Here is a 19051-nt window from a genome sequence, read left to right as displayed (position 1 = left end):
TATGGCAAGAATCGCAGGGGTAGATATACCTAAACACAAGAGAGGAATTATTGCTTTAACTTATATCTTCGGAATTGGTTCAAGTAGAGCGAAAGAAATTCTAGAAAGAGCTAAAGTTAGCGAAGATAAGAAAGTTCAAGATTGGAATGACGAGGAGATCGGAGCAATCCGTGAGGCTGTAGGTCATTTCACAATTGAAGGTGAATTACGTTCAGAGATTTCATTAAACATCAAACGTTTAATGGATATCGGATGCTACAGAGGTATCCGTCATAGAGCTGGTCTTCCATTAAGAGGACAAAGAACTAAGAACAACTCTAGAACAAGAAAAGGTAAAAGAAAAACTGTTGCTAACAAGAAAAAAGCAACTAAATAATAAGTAGTAATATGGCTAAAGCGAATACAAAAAAACGTAAAGTACTTGTTGAGTCAACAGGTGAAGCTCATATTAATGCGACGTTTAACAATATCATCATTTCATTGACTAATAAAAAAGGTGAAGTGATATCTTGGTCATCAGCAGGTAAAATGGGATTCAGAGGTTCTAAAAAGAACACACCATACGCTGCTCAAATGGCTGCAGAAGATTGCGGTAAAGTTGCACTTGAGGCAGGATTGAAAAAAGTAAAAGTTTATGTAAAAGGACCTGGAAACGGAAGAGAATCTGCAATCAGATCTTTACATAACAATGGAATTGAAGTAACAGAGATTATCGATATTACTCCAATGCCACACAACGGATGTCGTCCTCCAAAGAGAAGAAGAGTTTAATTTATAGTATAACCAAAGGTAGGAATAGATTATCGGAGGAAAGTGACCTGAATTCATAATCCCTACCTTTTACAATTTTTTTAGAAATGGCAAGATATACTGGTCCACAAACAAAAATCGCACGTAGGTTCGGTGAAGCAATTTTCGGAGATGATAAATCTTTAGAAAAAAGAAATTACCCTCCAGGACAACATGGTTTAGCAAGAAAAAGAGGTAAGAAATCTGAATATGCTGTACAGTTGTTGGAGAAACAAAAAGCTAAATATACTTATGGTATTTTAGAAAAACAATTCAGTAACTTATTCAAAAAGGCTGCTGCAGCTCGTGGAGTTACTGGTGAGGTATTAATTCAATTATGTGAGTCTAGATTAGATAACGTAGTTTACAGAATGGGGATTGCTCCATCTCGTAGAGCTGCACGTCAAATCGTTTCTCATAGACATATTACTGTAAATGGGGAATTAGTTAATATTCCTTCATACCAATTAAAACCTGGTGATAAAGTTGCTGTTCGTGAAAAATCAAGATCTCTAGAGACTATCGAACGTTCATTATCTAATTCTAGTGCTGTTTATGAATGGATCACTTGGAATCCTGAGACATTAGAAGGAACATTTGTTGCTATACCTCAAAGACTTCAAGTTCCTGAAAATATCAAAGAACAGTTAATCGTAGAGTTGTACAACAAATAATAATTGACATTCAGTCGAAACAAATATGGCAATATTTAATTTTCAAAAGCCCGATAAAGTTATCATGATTGATTCGACCGATTTTAAAGGTAAATTCGAATTTAGACCTTTAGAACCGGGATATGGATTGACTATAGGTAATGCATTAAGAAGAGTTCTTCTTTCTTCACTTGAAGGATATGCTATTACTTCAGTTCGTATCGAAGGAGTAGATCATGAGTTTTCTACTATCGCTGGTGTAGTTGAGGATGTTACTGAAATCATTCTTAACCTAAAACAAGTTCGTTTTAAACGTCAAATCGAAGATGTTGATAATGAAACTGTTAGTATCTCTTTCTCAGGTAAAGAACAGTTGACTGCAGGTGATTTCCAGAAATTCATTTCTAGTTTCCAAATTCTGAACCCAGAATTAGTTATCTGTAATATGGATAGTAATGTAACTATTAATATGGATCTTACTATTGAGAAAGGAAGAGGTTACGTACCAGCTGAAGAGAATAGAAAACCTAATGCTCCTATTGGTACTATCTTTACTGACTCAATTTATACTCCAGTTAAGAACGTTAAGTATGCTATCGAAAACTATCGTGTTGAACAAAAAACTGACTATGAAAAGTTAGTGTTTGATATCATCACTGATGGTTCTATTCATCCAAAAGATGCATTAACTGAAGCTGCAAAAACATTAATACACCACTTTATGTTGTTCTCAGATGAGAGAATTACTTTAGAGGCAGATGAGATTGCACAAACTGAATCATATGACGAGGAATCATTACATATGAGACAGCTTCTAAAAACTAAATTAGTTGATTTAGATCTTTCAGTTAGAGCATTGAATTGTTTGAAAGCGGCTGAAGTAGATACATTAGGAGACTTAGTATCTTTTAACAAAAATGACTTAATGAAATTTAGAAACTTCGGTAAGAAGTCTTTATCTGAATTAGAAGAGTTAGTAGCTGTTAAGGGACTTAATTTCGGGATGGATCTATCAAAATACAAATTAGATAAAGAATAAACTAGACTGTGAAGTCTAAATTCTAGCAAGAAATGAGACACGGAAAGAAAATAAATCACTTAGGTAGAAAAGCTGGACATAGAAATTCTATGCTTGCTAATATGGCTTGTTCGTTAATCGAGCATAAGCGTATCAATACTACTGTTGCTAAAGCTAAAGCTTTAAAGCAGTTTATTGAGCCATTAGTTACTAAATCAAAAACTGACGATACTCATAACCGTCGTGTTGTGTTTTCTTATTTAAGAGACAAAGACGCTGTTACTGAACTTTTTAGAGAAGTTGCTCAAAAAGTTGGAGATCGCCCAGGTGGATATACTCGTATTATTAAATTAGGTAATCGTTTAGGAGATAACGCTGATATGGCAATGATTGAATTAGTTGATTTCAACGAAATTTACAATGTTGCTAAGAAAGACGCTAAAAAATCTTCTACTCGTAGAGGTAAAAAGAAGGCTGCTGATGCTCCTGCGACAGAAGTAACTTCTACTGAAGCTGAATCTAATGAATAGTATCAACAAAATTTATTTTGTTTATTTATAATATTAAGGACATCCTTTTAAGGATGTCCTTTTTTTTTTATTTTTGCAATAGTTTTAATACAACACAACAATTATAATGGAGTATATAGAAAGAAAGAAAGCGGTTATAGTCTTAAATGATGGAACTGTTTTTTTGGGTAAGTCAGTAGGTATTGAAGGTACTGCTGTCGGTGAAATTTGTTTTAATACAGGAATGACTGGATATCAGGAGATATTTACAGACCCTTCTTACTTTGGTCAGATTATGTTATCTACTACGGCTCATTTAGGAAACTATGGGGTTAATGTAGATGAAGTCGATTCTGATGGTATTAAAATAGCCGGTTTAGTATGTAAGAATTTTAGTTACTACCACTCAAGACCTGATTCTGAATCTGACTTATTAACTTATCTAGAGAAAGCGAATCTTATTGCAATCTCTGATGTAGATACACGTGCATTAACAGCTCATATTAGAGATAATGGTGCAATGAATGCTATTATATCAACAGATGGAAAAGGTATTGATGAGTTGAAGTCTATGTTAGCTTTAGTTCCGTCAATGGATGGATTAGAATTATCTTCTAAGGTGTCAACTAAAGAAGCTTATTTTTTTGGTAATCCAGATGCTAGTTTCAAAGTAGCAGCCATTGATTTTGGTATCAAGACTAATATCTTACGTTGTTTCGATGAAAGAGACTGTTATGTAAAGGTTTTTCCGTATAATGTTTCTTATGAACAATTAAAGGAATTTAGTGCAGATGGTTATTTCTTGTCTAATGGACCTGGTGATCCTTCTGCTTTAGCTAAATTAGGTGTATTAACTACTGTTAATGAGGTTTTAGATTCTGGTATACCTGTATTTGGTATTTGTTTAGGACATCAATTGATTGGTTTATCACAAGGTGTTAGTACTTTCAAGATGTTTAGTGGTCATAGAGGAGTTAATCATCCTGTTATGAATTTAGAGTCTACCCAAGGTGAAATTACTTCACAGAATCATGGTTTTGCTATTAATAAAGAAGAATTATCTAATCATAGTAATTTAGAATTAACTCATGTACATTTAAATGATGGAACTGTTGCAGGAATGAAGATGAAAGATAGAGATGTATTCTCTGTACAGTATCATCCTGAATCTAGTCCAGGACCACACGATTCACGATATTTATTTGATATTTTTGTTGAGAATATGAAAAAACAAAAGGGAACTACTAAGTAGTTCCTTTGCTATATATGTTAATTTTATTCCATCTGTTATTTATTTAGGTAGAATTAAAGTTGTAAATTTGTTATACTAAATTTTTAAGACACAATTTATGAGTACAATTATTAGTGTGCACGCACGTCAGATATTAGATTCGAGAGGTAACCCTACTGTAGAAGTGGATGTAATTACAGAAAATGGTGCATTAGGTCGTGCAGCTGTTCCGTCTGGAGCTTCAACTGGAGAACATGAGGCTGTTGAACTACGTGATGGTGGTAAAGCTTTCTTTGGAAAGGGAGTTTTAAAGGCTGTTGAGAATGTTAATAATATTATTTCTGAGCATGTAGTTGGTGTTAGTGTTTTTGAGCAAAATACTATAGATCAATTAATGATTGAATTAGATGGTACAAATAATAAAGGTAATTTAGGTGCTAATGCTATTTTAGGTGTTTCTTTAGCAGTAGCTAGAGCTGCAGCTGCAGAGCTTGGAATGCCATTATATCGTTATGTAGGTGGTGTTTCAGCAAATACATTGCCTGTGCCTATGATGAATATTATTAATGGTGGATCTCACTCAGATGCTCCTATTGCTTTCCAAGAGTTTATGATTATGCCTGTTAAGGCTATCACTTTTAGCCATGCAATGCAAATGGGTACAGAGATTTTTCACCATTTAAAGAAAGTTCTTCATGAGCGTGGTTTAAGTACTGCTGTTGGTGATGAAGGAGGATTTGCGCCTACTTTAAAAGGAACTGAAGATGCATTAGACTCTATTAAATTAGCAGTTGAAAATGCAGGATATAGATTTGGTGATGAGATTATGATTGCATTGGATTGTGCGGCATCTGAATTCTATGTAGATGGTAAATATGACTATACTAAGTTTGAAGGTGAACTAGGTAAAATACGTACATCTCAAGAGCAAGCTGATTATCTAGCAGATCTTGCTAGTAAGTATCCAATTATATCAATCGAAGATGGTATGTATGAAGATGATTGGGAAGGATGGAAGTACTTAACTGATAAGATTGGAGATAAGGTACAATTAGTTGGGGATGATTTATTTGTTACTAATGTTGCTAGATTAGAAAGAGGAGTAAACGAGGGAATCGCTAATTCTATTCTTATTAAGGTAAACCAAATTGGTACTTTAACTGAAACAATCGCTGCTGTAAATATGGCAAAGAATGCTGGATTTACATCTGTTATGTCGCATAGATCTGGTGAAACAGAGGATAGTACAATAGCTGATCTTGCTGTAGCATTAAATTGTGGGCAAATTAAAACGGGTTCTGCTTCTAGATCTGATCGTATGGCTAAGTATAACCAATTATTAAGAATTGAGGAAGAGTTAGGCGATATCGCTTACTATCCTCAAGGAAATGCATTCAAAATAAAAAGATAAGTATATCATTTAATATAAAAGCGGTAGATGTCAGTGATATCTACCGCTTTTTTTGTTGTATTAAGTTAAAAAGTGTAATCAAGAGGTTCTTCTATTGTTTTTATTGTATTTATGGTTATTGTTGTAATGTCTGTTATTTAACGTATTTTGTAATTATATGGTAATTTTAGATGTCATATTTTTTCATTCGTTTTGTCTGAATGCAAAAGGTGGTTTTTATGATTTTTTTTAATGTTTTGTTTTGATATATAACTTGTATGTATGCATATTAATTCCTATCTTTCCTACTGAAATGCTACTGATAATTTTAAACAAGTAGCATGTAAAACTTGTATAAAATAAAAAAAACAACAATATGTCTAAAACAGCTTATATAGAAGTTGACGGTGTAAGACACGAGTTTCCTGTGTTAGTTGGTACTGAGAATGAGGTAGCAATTGATATTTTAAAATTGCGTTCTTTAACTGGAGCTATTACATATGATCCAGGTTATAAAAATTCTGGTTCATGTAAAAGTGCAATTACATTCTTAGATGGAGAAGAAGGAATCTTAAGATATAGAGGATATTCTATTGAAGATTTAGCAGAAAATTCTAATTTCTTAGAAGTATCGTATCTAATTATTTTTGGTGAATTACCTACTCAAGAACAATTAGAGAAATTTGAAAATGATATTAGAAAATATTCATTAGTTAATGAAGAAATGAAGAATATCATTGATGGTTTCCCTAAAACGGCACACCCAATGGGTGTTCTAGCTTCTTTGACTAGTGCTTTAACTGCATTTAATCCTAAAGTTGTTGATGCTGATTGTCAAAAAGATTTATATGAGGCAGTATGTAAGACAATGAGTAAATTCTTAGTTATTGCTACTTGGACGTACAGAAAAGCTAAAGGTTTCCCTTTAAATTACTATGATAACACGAAGAGTTATGTAGATAATTTCTTAAGATTGATGTTTGCTTTGCCAACATCTCCTTATGAAATTGACCCTGTGATTAAAAATGCAATAGATAAGTTATTTATCCTACACGCAGATCATGAGCAAAACTGCTCTACTTCTACTGTACGTATAGTTGGTTCTTCTCATGCTGGTTTATTTGCTTCTATTTCTGCTGGTGTTTCTGCATTGTGGGGGCCATTACATGGTGGTGCTAATCAAGCAGTATTAGAGATGTTAGAAGCTATTCAAAATGATGGTGGTGATGTTGAAAAGTATTTAGATAAAGCTAAAGATAAGGATGATTCTTTCCGTTTAATGGGATTCGGACATAGAGTGTATAAAAACTTTGACCCTAGAGCACGTATTATTAAGAAAGCTGCTGATGAAGTACTTTGTAAATTAGGTGTTGATGATCCTGTATTAGACATCGCTAAAAAACTTGAAGAAGCTGCATTAAAAGATCCTTATTTCGTTGAAAGACACTTATATCCTAACGTAGATTTCTATTCAGGTATTATCTACAGAGCGTTAGGTATTCCAACAGAGATGTTTACTGTAATGTTTGCAATCGGACGTTTACCAGGATGGATTGCTCAATGGAAAGAAATGAGAATTAATAAAGAACCAATAGGACGTCCTAGACAGTTATATATAGGTGAAGGATTAAGAACTTTCGTTCCAATGAAAGATAGAAAATAGTATATTTTTATATAGAAAAGGCATCAGTAATTGATGCCTTTTTTTATTGTATTTAGGCAGTAGTTAGATTAGGAGTAATGAGTATTTTACTATATTTGTGGAAAATCACAAATTATGCTTAAGTTAAATGTAAATAACGAAACTTCAAGATTGCGGGCCGTGGTCCTTGGTACAGCTAATAGTATCGGACCCACACCTACAGTAGATGAAGCATACGATCCTAAATCATTAGAACACATTAAGGCAGGTACTTATCCTGTCGAGTCAGATATGATTATGGAAATGGATACTTTTAATAAAGTATTTGAAAAATACGATGTGCAGGTCTTTAGACCTAACTTAATTGAAGATTATAATCAAATCTTTACCCGCGATATTGGATTTGTTATTGAAGACAAATTTATTAAAGCTAATATTCTTCCAGATAGGGATCGCGAATTAGAAGCAATCCACTATGTCTTAGATCAGATCAATCCAAATTCTATTATATCAGCTCCTGAAGAAATACACTTTGAGGGTGGTGATGTTATGTTATGGAATGACTATATCTTAATTGGTACGTATAAACGTCCTGACTACAAAAATTATATTACAGCACGAACAAATCAACAAGGCGTTGATTTTATTAAAGAATTATTCCCAAATAAAACTGTACTTTCATTTGACTTAGTTAAATCTAAAACTGAGCCACGTGATAATGCTTTGCATTTAGATTGTTGTTTTCAACCTGTTGGAAATAACAAAGGAATTATATACAAAGGTGGTTTTTACGATGAGAAAGAGTACTACGGTTTAGTAGAGCTTTTTGGTAAAGACAATCTATTCCACATTGAAAGAGAAGAAATGTATCATATGTTTTCAAATGTTTTTTCGATAAGCCCTGAAGTTGTTGTTTCTGAACGAAACTTTACTAGACTGAATAATTGGTTAAGAGAAAATAATTTTACAGTAGAAGAAATACCTTACGCAGAAATTGCAAAACAAGAGGGGTTATTAAGATGTTCTACACTACCTTTGATACGTGATTAAAATATAAGATATGAATCAAACAACTAATACCATACTAATGATTCGCCCTGTGGCGTTTCGTATGAATGAACAAACAGCAGTTAATAATTTTTATCAAAAAGTTCTTGATAACACTACACCTGCTACAGTTAATGCTAAAGCACAACAAGAGTTTGATGCTTTCGTTGAAAAGCTTAGAGGAGTAGGAGTGAATGTTATTGTTGTTGAAGACACACTTAGTCCTGATACCCCAGATAGCATTTTTCCTAACAACTGGATCTCTTTTCACGAGTCAGGAGAAGTAGTTCTTTACCCTATGTTTGCAAAAAATCGCAGATTAGAGAGACGTGAAGATATATTTGAAATCTTAGAGAATGAAGGATTTGAGATAAATGATGATGTTTGGGATTATACTTCTGCAGAAGAGGACGAATTATTCTTAGAAGGTACAGGAAGTTTATTATTAGATAGAGCTAATGAGAAGACGTATTGTGCACTTTCACCTCGTGCAGACGAAGGTTTAGTAATTGAGTTCTGTGAGGATTTTGAAAATGACCCTGTTATTTTTGAAGCTTATCAAACTGTAGATGGTAAGAGAAAACATATTTATCACACTAATGTTATGATGTGTTTAGCTGAGACATTTGCTGTTATCTGTGCTGATTGTATCGATGATAAACAAGAAAGAAAGACTGTTTTAAATAGTTTAAAAAGTAGTGGAAAAGAAATTATTACCATTACAGAAGATCAGGTTAATAACTTTGCAGGGAATATGCTGCAAGTGAGAGGAGCTAATGATCAACGTTATTTAGTGATGTCTACTCAAGCTTATAATAGTCTGGATGCAAATCAAATTAAGGCTATTGAGAAGCATTGTCCTATACTACATAGTAGTTTAGATACTATCGAAGCTTGTGGTGGAGGTAGTGCTAGATGTATGATGGCAGAAGTTTTCTTACCAAAAAAATAGTGTATATTTGCACCCTTATCAAAAACGAAGCTTTGTCTTCGTTTTTTTATTTTTAAATATATTATTTAAATTGATTTTAAATAATATATTTATTTATATTTGCAATCAAGAATCTATCTAAATAAATATAACAGATAAATGAAGCGTAATAACATATTAGTACTTAGTGCTTTTTGTGTAATGCCTATGGCAACAATGGCGCAAGTACATGATACAATAACGCCACCCAATTCTAATTTGGGAGAAATCGTAATATCAGGGCAGTTTAGTCCACAGTCTATTAATAAAGCGGTTAATAATGTTACGGTTTTAAATAGACAACGGTTAGAGAATTTAGGAGCAGTAACATTAGCAGATGCTTTGAACCAAGTAATGAATATATCTATTCTACCTAATGCAGGTACAGGTAGGTCTTCAGTTAAGATGTTTGGTTTGGATGCACAGTATTTTACTATCCTAGTTGATAATGTTCCTATGATTTCTGATGAAGGTTTTGGTAATAATACTGATTTGACTCAGATCAACTTAGATGATATCGAACAAGTGGAGATTGTGGAAGGTGCTATGGGAGTTGACTATGGGGCTAATGCGGTTACGGGAATTATTAATATCATTACCAAGAAAAACAATCTTCATGATTGGAACGTTAATTTCTACACACAAGAAGAAACGGTAGGTAGTGAGTATAATCTAAAGAATAAAGGTAAGCATGTCCAAGGTTTAACTTTGGGACATAATATAAGTGATAATTTATACGCAAGTGTAAGTTATACACATAATGATTTTAAAGGTTGGTATAACGATAAGAAAGGGTTTACTTATTTCGGTGATGAGAATAAACGTGGACATGAGTGGTTGCCTAAAAACCAGAATAATGTAAAAGCTCTTTTAAACTACCATCATAAGTCATACAGAGTTTTTTATAAGTTCGAATATTTTGATGAAAGGATGAAGGACTATGCAAAAACTTTTGCACTGAATGAAGATCCTGTTTTTGAAACTATTGATCCTGTAGCGAAAGATAGATTAGTCAATACAAAACGTTGGGCTAATATTTTAAATACTTCAGGTAATCTAAAAGACATTCTTCGTTTTGATTTGTCTTTTACTTATCAGAAGCAAGAGCGTGATATTGATTTCTATCGTTACCGTATTAAGTACGATGAGAAGTTTGATAGGAATTCGTATAAAAGTGAGAGTAGAGAAGTATTTTTCTCTAGGGGAACTTTTAGCGATTTTATTAAATGGGAGAAAGCTAAGTTCCAAGTAGGTTATGAAGTCTCTAATAGCAAGGGATATTCGTTAATGAGTGAATCACTTGGTGAATCTCCTCAGAGTAAGTCTCTAGGTAGTTATGATTTTTATGCCTCTTCAGAGATTAATGTATTGCCTAACTTTATGATTAGACCTGGATATCGTTTGATAACATCTAATACATTTGATAGCCAGCACGCGATGAGTTTAATGCTAAAGTATGTCTTACCTAATGATTATGAGGTAAGAGCTACTGTTGGTACTTCTCCACGTCTACCTAATTATGAGGAACTATACACTTACTTCGTAGATGTTAATCACGACTTACAAGGTAATCCTAATCTAAACCCAGAAAGCGGGAAGACGTTCTTTTTGAATGTAAAGAAAACTTTTGTGTTTACTGATGACCTTGAGTTTAGTACTAACCTTACAGGACGTTATTTAAATATTCAAGATAAAATAGATCAAATACAGGTTATCGATCCCGATGGTTTAAAGTTTAAATACGAAAATGTGAACCGTTACCGTAACGTAGGGGTTACATTTTTAAATCAAATGCGCTGGAAGACATTAGATGTAGGCTTAGGATTTACTTATTCAGGTTCTGCTCAGCAGATATATGGAGCTCCTGGAGATACTGACAAATTCTTATATACTCCAGAGGTGACTGCTAACGTTAGTTATAAATTACCTTCTACGAGTACTACTTTTTCTTTGTATTATAAGTTTAATGGTGAGGAATCTAGATATAAAATGGAAAGTGATTTATTTGGTGAATATTATATTAAAGGTAAACAACAGAGTTATTCTTGGATGGATTTTACAGTACGACAACCTTTCTTTAAAAATATGTTATATGTAACAGCAGGTGTGCGTAATATGTTTGATGTATTATCACTCACTTCTACGACTAGCTCTGGTACAGCACATAGTTCTGGGAATGCTACACAGCAATTAGGTTACGGACGTAGTTTCTTTTTGAAATTACAGTATAAATTAGGTTTTTAATAATGATGAAGTATTTATTACAAGTAGGTTTAGTTCTTTCTTCTCTTTTCATGATGACTTCATGCGAAAAGGATTCTAAGAATGGTAATAATGTAGCAAAAGAGTTTATAGTAGCTTTTGACGAGCAGTCTATAAGCTATAGTGAGATAAAAGATAGTAAGGAACTAAAGATTGTGTTCTCTGAACCTGCCCTTTCAGATGGTAGTGTTGAGTTACGTCTTACTCCTACTAAAGCGATATATGATGTTGACTTTAGTACTGTGCCTAGTGCTAAGGAGAGTATTGTGACTGTACCTTTTATTAAAGGAGCTAAGGATGTGTCTTTTTTATTTAAGAACTTGATTTATCCTTATGACCGTACAGATAAGACGGTTCAGTTTGATATCGTTAAAGTAAATTACAGTGCTAAAGAAGCTAAAGTTCAAGGTTATAATGTTATGGTAGTTAGTTTCGATACTGCCATCGGAGGAGTACTAACACCTGAGATTGGAGGACCTAGTCAACCAAAACAAGTATATGTAGATCTAGGTGGTAAAGCGATGTATGCTATACAACGTGATTCTTGGGATTTAGCCTTCTACTCTGATAAGGATTTCCGTGTTAAGTTAAACGGATCTATTTATATGGCTACAGGTGTTGTATCATCTACAGATATTGATAAAGTAAGAGAGAGTGATGTTACTGATTTAAAAGCAAAAGTTCAAATAGGAACATTTGAAGCTAGTAATGTAGCTTATATAGATAATCCTGAAGGGAATATTGCATATACAGCTATTAATGAGATTAAACTAAATGATGCTGATAATAAAGTGTATTTAGTTAATCTAGGGTTTAGGCCAGGTAGTAATAATGTAGCTGCAGGTTCAGTGAGTGTAGCTGGAGAGTCTAGAGGATGGAAGAAGATAAGAGTATTACGTAAAGAGAATGGTTATTTGCTACAATATGCTAACCTTAATGATACTACTCATAAAGAAGTTTATATAGAGAAGAATCCAGTTTATAATTTTGCGTTCTTTAGTTTTGATAGTAACAGTATTGTTGATGTAGAACCAACTAAGAAAAAGTGGGATTTGAACTTTACTGTTTTTACCAATACTGTTGACCAACAAGGTGATCCTAAAGGATCGTATGGTTTCTCGGATTTTATAGTGAATAACCGTTACGGTGGTGTTACTGCATATAAGGTTACTATTCCTGCTAAAGATAAAACGATGTATAAGTCTTTTGCTTTAGCTGATGTAGATCAGTCACTGTTGTCTCTTGATTTGCGTACTATTGGTGGTACTTGGAGAGACGTTGCTAATGATAAGAAGTTATTTAATAATATCTTTTATGTAATTAAAGATGCTAAAGGGAACTTCTATAAAATGCGTGTCTTAAGCTTTATGAATGATAAAGGAGAGCGTGGATATCCAAAATTTGAATATAGTCTATTGAGATAGTTTATAATATTACATAACAATTTGTTGTCGCAAGTTATGTTTTGATTCAATGTAATCATCAGTACTTTCAGTATTTGTTGTTTATTGAGTTGTTAGTTTATTTTTGTTAGAAAACCCCGAGATTGTCGCTCTTGGGGTTTTTTTATTAACTTAGTTTTCTATAAAGACAATTGTATGTTTCTAAAGTCCCCATCTAATAAAATCTTTAACCCCATCTTCATCATTAGTTTAATACTATTAGTGTTGAACGATCTTTGGTTAAAGCAGTATTTCTCTAATGCTATAACAGGCAAATTATCTGACTTTGTTGGGTTATTTGTATTCCCTTTTTTTTGGTCTTATTTCTTTCCTCGATTTACTAAGGAGATACATATTTTTACTGCTATATTCTTCTTGTGGTTTAAGAGTGAGTGGTTTTCTCCTGTTTTAGATTGGTTACATTCTTTTGGCATATCAGTATATCGAGTAATTGATTATACTGACTATATAGCCCTAGTAAGTATTCCTCTATCTTATTATATTTTCTCTAGAGCAGAGTATTCCTATTCTAATAGATATTTAAAGTGCGGTATTACCTGTCTTTCTATTTTCTCTTTTATTGCTACTACTCAGCCGCCGAGCTATAGGGTTGTATATAAAGTTACTGATAGAGAGTATGTATTTAAGGCAACTCTATCTGAGACGGTAGCGAGTTTTAATGAAGTTGAGCAGGAGAGGATGGATAAAATGAACGAAGGGCGCAAAAAATATAATGATAAACCTATTGTTCTAGATAAGGAGAGTGGTGTGTTTTATGAATCACCATACGTCGCTAATAAGTACGGCGTATGGTTTAATGTCAATAATATTACAGCGGAGGATACTATTAGGTATTCATCTTATGCTGCTAGATTTTATATGATAACTGATCCTGATAACGAGAAGCATACTAAACTTGTGCTACAAGAACTATATGACTCTTTAGATGGGCATCCTCCTAATGATACATTAGATGTTGTTCTTAAAGAGTATCCCTCTACTGTACTTAGGTCTTTTGAGAAGATGTATATCCGTCCTATGAAGAAAAAACTGAATAAGAATAGTATTTTCTCTTTTTTATAAAGTGAAGTACATTATTGCTTTCTGTACAGAGCAGGCGTGATGTTATACATTCGTTTAAATGCTGTAGTGAAGTGTTGTACATGTTCATATCCACAGTAATTAGCTATTTCTTTTATAGGGATATCAGTATTTAAGAGCATCTTATGGGCATACTCCATTCTGAGTTGATACACATACCCAAATACTGTAGTATTATACTCCTCCTTAAATCCCTTCTTTAACTTATAATCATTTAACCCAACTCTTTTTGCTAGCTGTATTAAACTTAACGGATTTTGAAAGTTCTGTTCTATTATTTCTTTAGCTTCTATTAGTTTACTTTTATCTGTAATAGATATTTTAGTAGATGTAGACATCGTATTAGTGAGAATGTATTGTTCGATTTGAAGTAATAATAGCTCTTTAGATTTAATATCGAGATACATTTGTTTCATCACTCCTGTTCTATTTGTATTATACAGTTCCGTTATTAAGTTAGTCATTTCTCTAGTTACACTTGCATTGTGTCTGAATAACTGGTCTTTTCCTCGTCCTATGGAAGGTCTTAATGTTTGGTAGTTATCTAGCAATTGTTCTATATAGTCATTGTTAAAGATTACTTCTAGATATTCATTTGTGTTTTCATGTTGTTTGAAGTGTCCTTGTAGTTCTTTATATGCATATAGATTATGTTCATTTTTACTAAAATCGATCATAGTACTAGGTGAATTAAAGGCTGAATGTCCATTCATACAGAAGTGCATTTCATAGACAGGTTGCTCAGCATACATATCCACATAGATATCTTTCTTGATATCCATTGTCCCAAAGACGATAATAGAATCTTCATTATAGTATTCCACTACTTTATTATCTATCTCATCATTTTGGATATGTAATGTTCTACATTTTCCACTATCGATAGATACAGGAGAGCCAGATTGATACTTCTTCTCTAATAATATCTCTTTCGTTTTAGCATCCTTAATGATCATTTCCATAGTAATCCGTTTAGCGTAATGTTTACTCCTTTTGAAGTAATAGTTCTTTTGGTAGTTTCAGTGAAATTTGTACAAAGATAGTTATTGAGATTGATTCTAAATAATTATCTTTGGTCAAAATTTATATAATATGGAGCAACAGGATAATAATGAGCTGGCTAAGCAACTAAGATGTCCTACTGGAGATGATGGTGTTAAAGTTGGAAATACGATGTATGCATCTAATAGCAACATGATTTATAAAACCATTGACCGATTAAACATTAAGGCAGGGATGCAAGTTCTTGAATTAGGATTCGGTAATGGTCGTCACTTACCATATTTGTTTTCTAAAGAGAAGAATATTAATTATAGAGGTATAGAGTTGTCTGATGTGATGTTAAGTGAAGCTAGTGAGTTTAATAAGGAACTTATTAAGCAACACAAAGTCGTTTTTACACTTGGTGATGATTCCGGTAAAATTGCTTTTGATGACAAATCTATTGACAATTGTTTTTCTATTAATACGATATATTTTTGGGAAGAACCTAATAAGTATTTTCAGGAGGCTTATAGAATACTGAAATCTGAAGGGCAACTTACATTAGCTTTTATTCAAAAAGATTTTATTCAGAAACAATCTTTTGTTACTCCTGAAGTATTTCATTTTCATAAAACTGAATGGTTGATTAGACTATTGACTAACATTGGGTTTTATAACATTGAACAATGGCAATATATGGAGAACACCACTAATAAGGTAGGACAACACGTCGTTAGACCATTTGTCATCTTAAAAGCGACTAAGTTATAAGACTGTAATTTTGAAATCCTTGTTTATAATGTTTATCTGTGTGTACCATTAATTAACTCACTTATAAATATGGATAAACAAAAACAATTAATTTTAAACGGAAATTTGCCAACTGTAATGTGGCAGATGGCTTGGCCTGCCGTGGTAGCTATGGTGCTATTTGGACTTAATAATTTCTTAGATGGAGTATTCGTAGGGCACTTGATTAATGATCAAGCCCTTGCAGCAGTTGGGATTGCCTTTCCACTTGCTCAGATAGGACAGGCTATTGGTAGTCTGATAGGTACTGGTGCGGGGGCAGGTATCAGTATTTGGATAGGCGCTGAGAATACTGAGAAGTTAGCCAAGTGTCTAGGTACCGTTAATTATCTCAGTATACTTTTTTCTGCCTTATTTATGGTGCCTGCTTACATCTATGCAGATGACTTAATATATCTGATGGGTGGTAGAGGGGAGATTGCTGTATTAGCATCACAGTATTATAAGGTTATCGTGTTAGGTACTTTTTTTTGGGTACACGGACTAGCACTTAATATGATGATCAGGGCAGAGGGAAAGATGAAAGTTGCTGCTCTAATGATCGCTATTGGTTTGGTCATTGATATCGTGCTTAAGCCTGTTTTTATAGCTACTTTTGGTTGGGGAGTTATTGGTGCAGCTTGGGCTACTAATGTATCTATGTTAGTATATACTATACTAGGAGTCTTGTATTATCACCGTTCGAAGGCTTCATTTAAGACTAATATATGGTCATTACATAAAGATAGCGATATACAGAGGCTAGTGATTAAGCTCGGTATGCCCGCTATGATTATGATGGTTATGGTGGTGATTCAGAATATCGTTATTTTTAATGCATTATCGAAGTATGGCTCTGATAGTGATATTACATTCTTTACCGTAGTTAACCGTTTTTACTTGTTACTATGTACACCGATGTTCGGATTAATGCGTGCACTGCAGCCCGTTGCTGGAATGAACTATGGAGTACAGAATTATGTACGAACTAAAAAATCATATCTCTTATTTACCTGGACGGGTCTAGCTGTATTGATACCTTTTTGGTGTTTAGTGATGCTGTTTCCTCAAGACGTCTTGACTCTAATGATCCCTAATCAGTTGTTTACTGTAAATCAGTTAGTCAATTTTAGAGTCTATATGAGCGTTTTATTAGTTTTACCTGCTATTTTTATGGCTATGGTTTGGTTCCCTTCAGTTGAGAATGCTAGACCTGCCAGTATGATAGCTATATCTAGGCAGCTACTCTTATATGTACCGATTATGTTAGTTGTACCTATATATTATGGTATTGATGGGATATATTGGGCAAGTGCACTTATTGATTGGACGATTTTCATCGTGGTAGCTATCGCTTTAAAGAATACTTTCAACAAAATGAGATAAGTATTTTTGACCAATAATATAGGATAAGTAGATTATCCGTAAATTCGCTTGCAACTTTTGGAGGAGGGACTGACCTTCTTTTGACTTTATAATTATACAACACAACAAATATGGAATTATTAAAAGAACGAATTTTGCAAGATGGTAGATGTTTTGAAGGAGGAATACTAAAAGTAGATAGCTTTATTAATCATCAGATGGATCCAGTATTAATGAAGTCTATAGGTGTAGAATTCGTACGAAGATTTGCGGGGACTAATGTAAATAAGATTATGACTATTGAAGCAAGTGGTATTGCACCTGCTATTATGACTGGATATCTTCTAAATTTGCCTGTGGTCTTCGCAAAAAAGAAGATGCCTAGTACAATGGAGAATATGCTACACACCCAGATTCACTCTTTTACGAAAGATAGAACGTATGATGTGGTGATTAGTAGCGATTTCTTACAGCCTACAGACAATGTCTTATTTGTAGATGACTTCTTAGCTTACGGTAATGCTGCTGTAGGGGTGTTAGATTTAATCAAACAGTCTGGAGCTAATCTTGTAGGGATGGGCTTTATCATTGAGAAAGCTTTTCAGAATGGTCGAAAATTAATTGAGGAACAGGGTGTCCGTGTAGAATCCTTAGCAATAATAGAAGATTTATCTAATTGCATGATTACGATTAGATAGTTTTTTACTACAATATATAATCGAGAAGAACCCGAGGCATTCCGCTTCGGGTTTTTTTATGCACTTTAGCGAACAGCAGCCTCTTCAACACTGCGTCAAGTCTTCGTCAAGAATGCTTCAACAAAAGGTTCTTCTAGCAGAGCAATCTTGTGGTAATGTTGAAGAAGTGTTGAAGGAGAGGTTATTAAGGCTGATGTCTATTGACTTTAGAGAGGCTTTTGAAATAATCACAACAATATCATAAAAAAACACTAATGCTTGAATCATAATTAATTACAGTTAGAATCACTCAAAATGAGAGTGAAAAAAGGCTATCACTTTTTGTTCAAAAATAGAATAGAGGGCTAAAAGAGAGTAGATTAGCAGAGAAAAGTACCTGTAAACAATACAATAAAGCTATATATAAAGGAATAATGACAATCCAAAACAATAAAGTAAGGTACAAAGAATCAAAAACACGTTACATAAGGAGTATTCGCATTTACACCTATATATAGGTACAATGAATCAATATAAAATCTCAATAGTAGAATACAATAGGATATAGAGGGTATTATAGCCAAAGAACAGTATATGGTAGAAAACAATCAAAACAACTCTACTACATCTCACCTATATATAAGAGTACACTCATATATATAGTATAAAACACCAAAACTGCTACCAGAAGTACATCCACAAGAGAAAAACGGAAAAGCTTAAAAAAACTTTCACTTCTAAAATAGCTGATAATAACAAGTTAGAAAATACTTTCGAAAAAAGGCAATATAAAGTTTGCAAGTAAGGGAAAAGATGCTACTTTTGCATCCGCATTAGAGAAGTAGTTACCACGGTAACCACGAATCGAAAAGCAGACGATCATACAAAAATAGTGAAGCAAGTATTACTTAAAAACAAGCTTTAAAAATTTATAAAAATAAATTTGGATAAGTAGGAAATAAGGTAGTATCTTTGCAGTCCGCTTCAGTAAATACTCAGGGTTAGCAAAAAAAGAGAGAGTAAAATTTCTCAAAATAAATTTGGCTAATCAAGATAAGTTATTTACTTTTGCACTCGCTTTGAAACACAAGTGAAAAGAAATAGAAGAATACGTTCATAAACATATTGGATTGACAGCATACAAATAAGAGAGTAAGGCAAATCGCAAGATTTGGATTATAG

18 protein-coding genes are annotated in these 19051 nt (G+C 33.3%); 17 read left to right on the top strand and 1 reads right to left on the bottom strand.

All coding sequences use genetic code 11. The features are described from left to right. Position 1 precedes the first annotated feature (1 nt). From rpsM to CF599_RS00025, 13 genes are all read left to right on the top strand, one after another. Positions 2 to 376, top strand: a complete 375-nt coding sequence (gene rpsM / locus CF599_RS00085; RefSeq protein ID WP_121964020.1) for a 30S ribosomal protein S13 — start codon at positions 2 to 4, stop codon at positions 374 to 376. Between the two features lie 11 nt (positions 377 to 387). Then, on the top strand, positions 388 to 771 hold the full coding sequence (rpsK, locus tag CF599_RS00080; RefSeq protein WP_010251764.1) for a 30S ribosomal protein S11: 384 nt from the start codon (positions 388 to 390) through the stop codon (positions 769 to 771). A gap of 86 nt (positions 772 to 857) precedes the next feature. Then, on the top strand, positions 858 to 1463 hold the full coding sequence (gene rpsD, locus CF599_RS00075; RefSeq protein WP_121964019.1) for a 30S ribosomal protein S4: 606 nt from the start codon (positions 858 to 860) through the stop codon (positions 1461 to 1463). 25 nt (positions 1464 to 1488) lie between these two features. Beyond that, positions 1489 to 2481 (top strand): DNA-directed RNA polymerase subunit alpha, encoded by a 993-nt coding sequence (locus CF599_RS00070; RefSeq protein ID WP_006259471.1) that lies wholly within the window; start codon positions 1489 to 1491, stop codon positions 2479 to 2481. A 32-nt stretch (positions 2482 to 2513) separates the two neighbouring features. Beyond that, a complete protein-coding gene (rplQ, locus tag CF599_RS00065; protein WP_121964018.1) occupies positions 2514 to 2990 on the top strand; it encodes a 50S ribosomal protein L17 in 477 nt (158 codons plus the stop codon). A gap of 106 nt (positions 2991 to 3096) precedes the next feature. Continuing rightward, the gene (carA, locus tag CF599_RS00060) at positions 3097 to 4221 is read left to right on the top strand and encodes a glutamine-hydrolyzing carbamoyl-phosphate synthase small subunit (protein WP_121964017.1); all 1125 of its coding nucleotides are present in this window, start codon (positions 3097 to 3099) and stop codon (positions 4219 to 4221) included. Between the two features lie 97 nt (positions 4222 to 4318). Next, the gene (gene eno, locus CF599_RS00055) at positions 4319 to 5611 is read left to right on the top strand and encodes a phosphopyruvate hydratase (RefSeq protein ID WP_121964016.1); all 1293 of its coding nucleotides are present in this window, start codon (positions 4319 to 4321) and stop codon (positions 5609 to 5611) included. Between the two features lie 355 nt (positions 5612 to 5966). Next, the gene (locus tag CF599_RS00050; RefSeq protein ID WP_121964015.1) at positions 5967 to 7253 is read left to right on the top strand and encodes a citrate synthase; all 1287 of its coding nucleotides are present in this window, start codon (positions 5967 to 5969) and stop codon (positions 7251 to 7253) included. A 114-nt stretch (positions 7254 to 7367) separates the two neighbouring features. Further along, a complete protein-coding gene (locus tag CF599_RS00045) occupies positions 7368 to 8282 on the top strand; it encodes a dimethylarginine dimethylaminohydrolase family protein (RefSeq protein ID WP_121964014.1) in 915 nt (304 codons plus the stop codon). A 10-nt stretch (positions 8283 to 8292) separates the two neighbouring features. Next, complete coding sequence (gene ctlX, locus CF599_RS00040; protein WP_121964013.1) at positions 8293 to 9231, top strand: citrulline utilization hydrolase CtlX; 939 nt, start codon at positions 8293 to 8295, stop codon at positions 9229 to 9231. Between the two features lie 138 nt (positions 9232 to 9369). Beyond that, positions 9370 to 11493: a TonB-dependent siderophore receptor gene (locus tag CF599_RS00035; RefSeq protein WP_121964012.1), complete on the top strand. Its 2124-nt coding sequence runs from the start codon at positions 9370 to 9372 to the stop codon at positions 11491 to 11493. Between the two features lie 2 nt (positions 11494 to 11495). Continuing rightward, positions 11496 to 12935, top strand: a complete 1440-nt coding sequence (locus CF599_RS00030) for an HmuY family protein (RefSeq protein WP_254050211.1) — start codon at positions 11496 to 11498, stop codon at positions 12933 to 12935. A gap of 174 nt (positions 12936 to 13109) precedes the next feature. Next, on the top strand, positions 13110 to 14036 hold the full coding sequence (locus CF599_RS00025; protein WP_121964010.1) for a hypothetical protein: 927 nt from the start codon (positions 13110 to 13112) through the stop codon (positions 14034 to 14036). Between the two features lie 11 nt (positions 14037 to 14047). Here the strand turns inward: CF599_RS00025 and CF599_RS00020 are convergent, their stop codons facing one another. Continuing rightward, positions 14048 to 15016 (bottom strand): AraC family transcriptional regulator, encoded by a 969-nt coding sequence (locus CF599_RS00020; protein WP_121964009.1) that lies wholly within the window; start codon positions 15014 to 15016, stop codon positions 14048 to 14050. Positions 15017 to 15146: 130 nt separating this feature from the next. Here CF599_RS00020 and CF599_RS00015 point away from each other — a divergent pair, with 130 nt between their 5' ends. From CF599_RS00015 to CF599_RS20030, 4 genes are all read left to right on the top strand, one after another. After that, positions 15147 to 15809, top strand: coding sequence for a class I SAM-dependent methyltransferase (locus CF599_RS00015; protein WP_121964008.1), 663 nt, complete (start codon positions 15147 to 15149; stop codon positions 15807 to 15809). A 69-nt stretch (positions 15810 to 15878) separates the two neighbouring features. Next, positions 15879 to 17213, top strand: a complete 1335-nt coding sequence (locus CF599_RS00010; protein ID WP_121964007.1) for an MATE family efflux transporter — start codon at positions 15879 to 15881, stop codon at positions 17211 to 17213. Between the two features lie 110 nt (positions 17214 to 17323). Continuing rightward, positions 17324 to 17890 carry a xanthine phosphoribosyltransferase gene (xpt, locus tag CF599_RS00005; protein WP_121964006.1) on the top strand — a complete coding sequence of 189 codons (567 nt, stop codon included), beginning with the start codon at positions 17324 to 17326 and terminating at the stop codon, positions 17888 to 17890. Positions 17891 to 18002: 112 nt separating this feature from the next. Continuing rightward, positions 18003 to 18134, top strand: coding sequence for a hypothetical protein (locus tag CF599_RS20030; RefSeq protein WP_256383415.1), 132 nt, complete (start codon positions 18003 to 18005; stop codon positions 18132 to 18134). Positions 18135 to 19051 lie beyond the last annotated feature (917 nt).

This window comes from Myroides sp. N17-2 (genome assembly GCF_002286775.1).
Taxonomy (GTDB): domain Bacteria; phylum Bacteroidota; class Bacteroidia; order Flavobacteriales; family Flavobacteriaceae; genus Flavobacterium.
The sequence above is the reverse complement of the archived record's forward strand: the minus strand, read 5'-3'. Positions and strand labels throughout refer to the sequence as shown.